This window comes from Promicromonospora sp. NPDC057488 (genome assembly GCF_042802395.1).
Classification (GTDB): Bacteria; Actinomycetota; Actinomycetes; order Actinomycetales; family Cellulomonadaceae; genus Promicromonospora.
In genome coordinates this window covers 1-5790 of sequence record NZ_JBHVEG010000267.1, presented here as the reverse complement: position 1 = coordinate 5790, position 5790 = coordinate 1, and the positions used below count along the sequence as shown (strand labels likewise).

Here is a 5790-nt window from a genome sequence, read left to right as displayed (position 1 = left end):
GGCCCGAGCGGCGCGATCAACACCGGACGGCGCACCCCGCCCCGGTTCATCGTGATCGACGCCCTGAACGCCGACGCGCTGCTGCCCGCCATCTACTTCGTGTTCTCCCGCGCGGGCTGCGAGGCCGCCGTCGACCAGTGCCTCAAGGCCGGGCTGCGGCTGACCTCCCCGCAGGAGGAGGCCACGATCCGCTCGGTCGTCGAGGAGCGCACCGCCGCCATCCCGCCCGAGGACCTCGACGTGCTCGGCTACTGGTCCTGGTCGCAGGCCCTGGCGCGCGGCGTGGCCGCCCACCACGCCGGCATGCTGCCGGTGTTCAAGGAGACCGTGGAGGACCTGTTCTCCCGCGGCCTGGTCAAGGTCGTCTTCGCCACCGAGACGCTCGCCCTCGGCATCAACATGCCCGCCCGGTCCGTGGTCCTGGACAAGCTCGTCAAGTGGGACGGCTCGAGCCACGTCCCCGTCACCCCCGGCGAGTTCACCCAGCTCACCGGCCGTGCCGGGCGCCGCGGCATCGACGTCGAGGGGCACGCCGTCGTCGTCGACCACCCCGCGCTGGACCCCGTGGCCCTGGCCGGCCTCGCGTCCAAGCGCCTGTACCCGCTCAAGTCGAGCTTCCGGCCCACGTACAACATGGCCGTCAACCTCGTCGCCCAGGTCGGCCGCGACCGCGCCCGCGAGGTCCTGGAGACCTCGTTCGCGCAGTTCCAGGCCGACCGCGGCGTCGTCGGCCTGGCCAAGCAGGCCCAGGCGCACGCCGAGGCCCTCGACGGGTACGCCAAGGCCATGTCGTGCGACGTCGGTGACTTCGGCGAGTACATGGACCTGCGGCGCGCCATCAAGGACCGCGAGCGCGAGCTGTCCCGCGCCGCGACCGGGGCGCGCCGCGCCGAGGTCGTCGCGTCCCTGGAGAGCCTGCGGCGCGGCGACGTCGTCGAGGTGCCGTCCGGGCGGCGGCGCGGGTACGTGCTCGTGCTCGACCCGGGGGAGCCCGGCGGGTTCGACGGGCCTCGGCCGACGGTGCTGACCCAGGAGCGGCAGGTCAAGAAGCTGACCCTGGCCGACGCGCCCGACGGCCTGGAGACCGTGACCACGGTCAAGATCCCCAAGGCCTTCAACCCGCGCAAGCCCGACGCGCGCCGCGACCTGGTCTCGTCCATGCGCAACGCACTGGGTGTCCTGGCCGACGACGTGCCCTCGGCGCACTCCACGACGTCACCGTCGCGCGGCGCCGCCAGCCGGGCCGCGCGCGGCGGCAGCGCCCCGGTCGGACGCCGGTCGGACGCCTCCACCGACACCGAGCTCGCCCGCCTGCGCAAGGCGCTGAAGGCACACCCGTGCCACGCCTGCCCCGAGCGGGACGACCACGCCCGGTGGGCCGAGCGGTGGAACAAGCTCAAGCGGGAGCACGACCAGCTCGTGCGCCGCGTCGAGGGCCGCACCGGGTCCATCGCCCGCACCTTCGACCGCACCCTGGACGTGCTGCTCACCCTCGGGTACCTGCAGCGCACCAGCGGCGACACGAGCGCGGACAGCGCCGGGCGAGCCGCCGGGCGGATCCGCGTGACCGACGACGGCCGGTGGCTGCGCCGCCTGTACGCGGAGAACGACCTGCTGCTCGCCGAGTGCCTGCGCCGCGGCGTGTGGGACGGCCTCGACCCGGCCGGGCTGGCCGCCGTCGTGTCCACGGTCGTCTACCAGGGGCGGCGCGACGACGCCCCCGACCCGTACATCCCCGGCGGGCCCACCGGGCGCCTCGCGGGTGTGCTCGACGACACGCAGCGCGTCTGGTCCGAGGTCGACGACCTGGAGGAGGCGCACGGCATCGACGCGACCGGAGCCCTCGACCTGGGCCTGGTCGGCGCCATGTACCGGTGGGCGTCCGGCAAGGGCCTGGACTCCGTGCTGCGCGGCTCCGACCTGGCCGCGGGCGACTTCGTGCGGTGGTGCAAGCAGGTCGTCGACGTGCTGGACCAGCTCGGCGGCGCCGCGCCGTCGGAGAAGCTGCGCTCCACGGCCCGCAAGGCGCAGGACGCCGTCATGCGGGGCGTCGTGGCCTACTCCAGCCTCTGAGGGCACCCGGGGCCGGTGCCGCACAGGCGCCGGCCCCGGGTGAGCAGCGGGTGACTGTGCTCCCGGCCGGTCCCCTGACCAGGGCACCGACCGGCTCGATCGTTTACAGTTCCCACCGTGAGCCACCCCGCCCGATCCATCCTTTACCGCAACGGAGTCGTGCACTCCGCTGCCGACCCGTTCGCCGAGGCGATCCTCGTGGACGACGGCGTCGTGGCGTGGATCGGAGCCGACGACACCGCGGCCGGGCTCGCCGCCCGCGCCGACCGCGTGATCGACCTGGACGGCGCGCTGGTCACCCCCGGGTTCGTCGACGCGCACGCCCACGTGCTGGAGACCGGCCTGTCCACCGACTCCGTGGACCTCACGCCCGCCGGGGGCGTGCACTCCCTGGCCGACGCACTGGCCGCCCTGCACCAGGGCGCCCGCAAGCTCGCGGCCGCCGACCCGTCCGGCGAGCAGGTGCTGCTCGCGTTCGGCTGGGACGAGCAGGCCTGGCCCGAGCGGCGCGCGTTCACCCGCGCCGAGCTGGACGCCGCGTGCGACGGCCGCCCCGTGTACGCCGCCCGCGTCGACGTGCACTCCGCCGTCATCTCCACCGCCCTGGCCGACCGCGCCGGCATCGAACGCGACCCCGCCTGGACCGGCACCGGCCTGTCCGGCTCCGGCTGGTCCGACGCCCCCGTCGACACCGGCCTGGTCACCGCCGACCTGCACCACGCCGTGCGCGACGTCGCGCACGCCCTGTCGCCCGAGCGCCGCACCCGCCTGTACCGCGAGACCCTGGCCGCGTGGGCCGCCCGTGGCATCGTGTCCGTGCACGAGATGAGCGGCGAGCACCTCGACACCCGCGCCGGCCTGGCCGAGCTGCACGCCCTGAGTACGACGTCGGTCACGGCCGACGCCCTGGCCGAACCCGGCGCGCTGGGCCTGCCGCACCTGGCCGCCTACCGTGGCGAACTCTGCGCTACCGCCGACGACGCCCGCGCCCTGCTCACCGAGCTGCCGTTCCTGACCGGGATCGGCGGCGACCTCAACGTCGACGGGTCGATCGGCTCGCGCACCGCCGCGATGCGCAGCCCCTACTCGGACCTGCCCAGCGACCCGTCGTCGGGCTCGTTCGCCGGCGCCCTGACCAACCCCGACGGCTCGCCCTGGACCGGGAACCTGTACCTCACCGCCGACCAGATCGCGAACCACCTGGTCGCCGTCCAGACCGCCCGCGGCACCACCGGGGTGCAGGCCGCGTTCCACGTCATCGGCGACCGCGCCATGGACGAGACCGTGCTCGGCCTGCAGATCGCCGCCCAGCTCAGCGGCGAGTCCACCCTACGCGCCGGGCACCACCGCATCGAGCACGCCCTGTTCGTCGACGCCGTGACCCTCGCGGCCCTGCTGGTGCACGGCATCGGCCTGTCGGTGCAGCCCGCGTTCGAGTCGTCGTTCGGCGGCGCCAAGGGCGTCTACGCCTCCCGGCTCGGCGCCATGCGCGCCGGCTCGATCATGCCGTTCGCCGACCTCGCCCAGGCGGGCGTGCCGCTCGCCTTCGGCTCCGACACGCCCGTCACCCCGGCCGACCCCTGGCAGGGCGTGCGTGCCGCCACCAGCCACGAGGACCCCGACCAGCGCATCTCCGCGGGCGCCGCGTTCCGCGCCCACACCCGCGGCGGCTGGCGCCTGGCAGGCCTGGACCACACCGGCGCCGGGCAGCTGCGCGTCGGCGCGCCCGCGCACCTCGCCGTCTGGCGGGCCGAGCACCTCGGCGTGCAGGCCGCCCCCGGGCGGCTCAGCTCGTGGAGCGAGGAGGCACGCGCCGGCACCCCGCTGCTGCCCGACCTCTCGCCCGACGCCGTCGAGCCCGAGTGCCTGCACACCCTGCGTGACGGCGCGGTGCTGCACGACACGTTCTGACCGGGACGCCTAGGCTGCGAGCGTGCGCCTGCGTGAGCCGTCCCGGCTGCTGACCCTGTTCCTCGCGGTGCCCGGCGGCCTCCTCCTGTGGTCCGCGTTCCCGGACGCCGGGTTCTGGCCCGCCGCGTTCGCCGCGGTCGCCGTCCTGTACTGGGCGCTCGGCCGGGACGACGCCTGGTGGAACCTGCTGATGGGCTTCCTGTTCGGCCTCGCCTTCTTCCTGCCGCACCTGTGGTGGGCGCACGAGTCCACCGAGACCGCGCCGTGGATCGCGCTGTCCACGCTGGAGGCCCTGTTCCTCGGCGCGTTCGGTGCGCTGTGGACCTGGGCCCGCCGCGCGCCGTTCGTGCGCCGCCGCGGCTGGCGGCTGGCCGCCGTGTTCGCCGTGCTGTTCGTCGCCGTCGAGCAGTGGCGCGCCGAGATCCCGTTCGGCGGGTTCCCCTGGGGCCGGCTCGCCTGGGCCATGGCCGGCGCACCGACCGGGCGCGCCGCCTGGCTCGGCGGCACCGTCGCCGTCAGCCTCCTGGTCGCCTTCACGGGCGCGCTGCTCGCCCTGGCCGTGGCGGCAGTGGTCAGGGTGGTCCGGGACACGGCCGGTACGCAGGAGGGCGCGGCCGCCGACGCCCCGCGCCCCGGCGCCGACGTAGGCCGCGCCGTCGGGGCCCTCGCGCTGGGCGCCGTCGTCGTCCTGGTGCCGCTCGTACTGCCGGTACCCACGTCCGCGAGCGCCGGTCCCGTAGAGACGCCGGAGGGGAACGAGGTGTACGACGCCGGGAGCGACCTGGCCGAGGACGGGCAGCTGTGGGCGGGCGCGGTGCAGGGCGACGTGGGGGAGCCGGGGCTGGGGGCGTTCGCGAACCGGGCGGAGGTGCTGAACAACCACCTGGAGGGCACGTACGTGCTGGCGGAGGACTACGCCGGTGAGCTCGACGTGGTGCTGTGGCCGGAGAACGGCAGCGACCTGGACCCGCAGACGTCGTCGGACGTCGCGGACGGGCTGGACGCGGCGTCCGCGGCGGTGGGTGCGCCGATCCTGGTGGGGGCGCAGGAGTTCCCGGAGTCGGGCGGCCGGTACAACGTGTCGTTGCTGTGGCAGGCGAGGCAGGGGGTGATCGGCCGGTACGCGAAGCAGCACCCGGCACCGTTCGGTGAGTACATCCCGCTGCGGTCGGTCCTGCGGATCTTCTCGGACCAGGTGGACCGGGTGACGACGGACATGATCGCGGGGGTCAACCCGCCGGTCGTCGACGTGCCGAGCCGCCTGGGGCAGGGCGCGTACCGGTTGGGGACCGTCATCTGCTTCGAGGTGGCGTACGACGAGATCGTGCGCGACGCGGTCGAGGAGGGCGCGCAGGTGCTGGTGATCCCGACGAACAACGCGTCGTTCGGGTTCACGGCGGAGTCGACGCAGCAGCTGGCGATGTCGCGCCTGCAGGCGATCACGACCGGGCGGGCGGCCGTGCAGATCTCGACGGTGGGGGTCTCGGCCGTGATCACGCCGGACGGGAGCGTGGTGCGCAGGACCGGCCTGTTCACGGCGGACGAGTTCGTGGTGAACCTGCCGCTGCGGTCCTCGGTCACGCCCGCGGTGGCGGCGGGGTACTGGCCGGGCTGGGTGGTCGGCGCTCTCGCGGTCCTGCTGGTGGTGGCCGGCGTCGTCGGCCGGGTCGGTGCGCGGCGCGGGGCGCGCCGCCGGGACGAGGCCGGTACCGAGGCGGCGTCGTCCGGCCGGTAACCCGTCGGCACACGGTAGGCGCACGATCCCCGGGTTGGGACGAAAAAACGACCGCCGGTCCGGACCCGAGG

General features: G+C 75.0%; 3 protein-coding genes. All 3 read left to right on the top strand.

The window, feature by feature from the left end:
* On the top strand, positions 1-2073 hold a 2073-nt coding region (locus tag ACFU5G_RS28685), incomplete at its 5' end, for a DEAD/DEAH box helicase (RefSeq protein ID WP_377252327.1).
* A 117-nt stretch (positions 2074-2190) separates the two neighbouring features.
* Complete coding sequence (locus tag ACFU5G_RS28680; protein WP_377252325.1) at positions 2191-3984, top strand: amidohydrolase; 1794 nt, start codon at positions 2191-2193, stop codon at positions 3982-3984.
* 22 nt (positions 3985-4006) lie between these two features.
* Positions 4007-5719, top strand: a complete 1713-nt coding sequence (gene lnt, locus ACFU5G_RS28675; RefSeq protein WP_377252323.1) for an apolipoprotein N-acyltransferase — start codon at positions 4007-4009, stop codon at positions 5717-5719.
* The last annotated feature ends 71 nt before the right edge of the window (positions 5720-5790 follow it).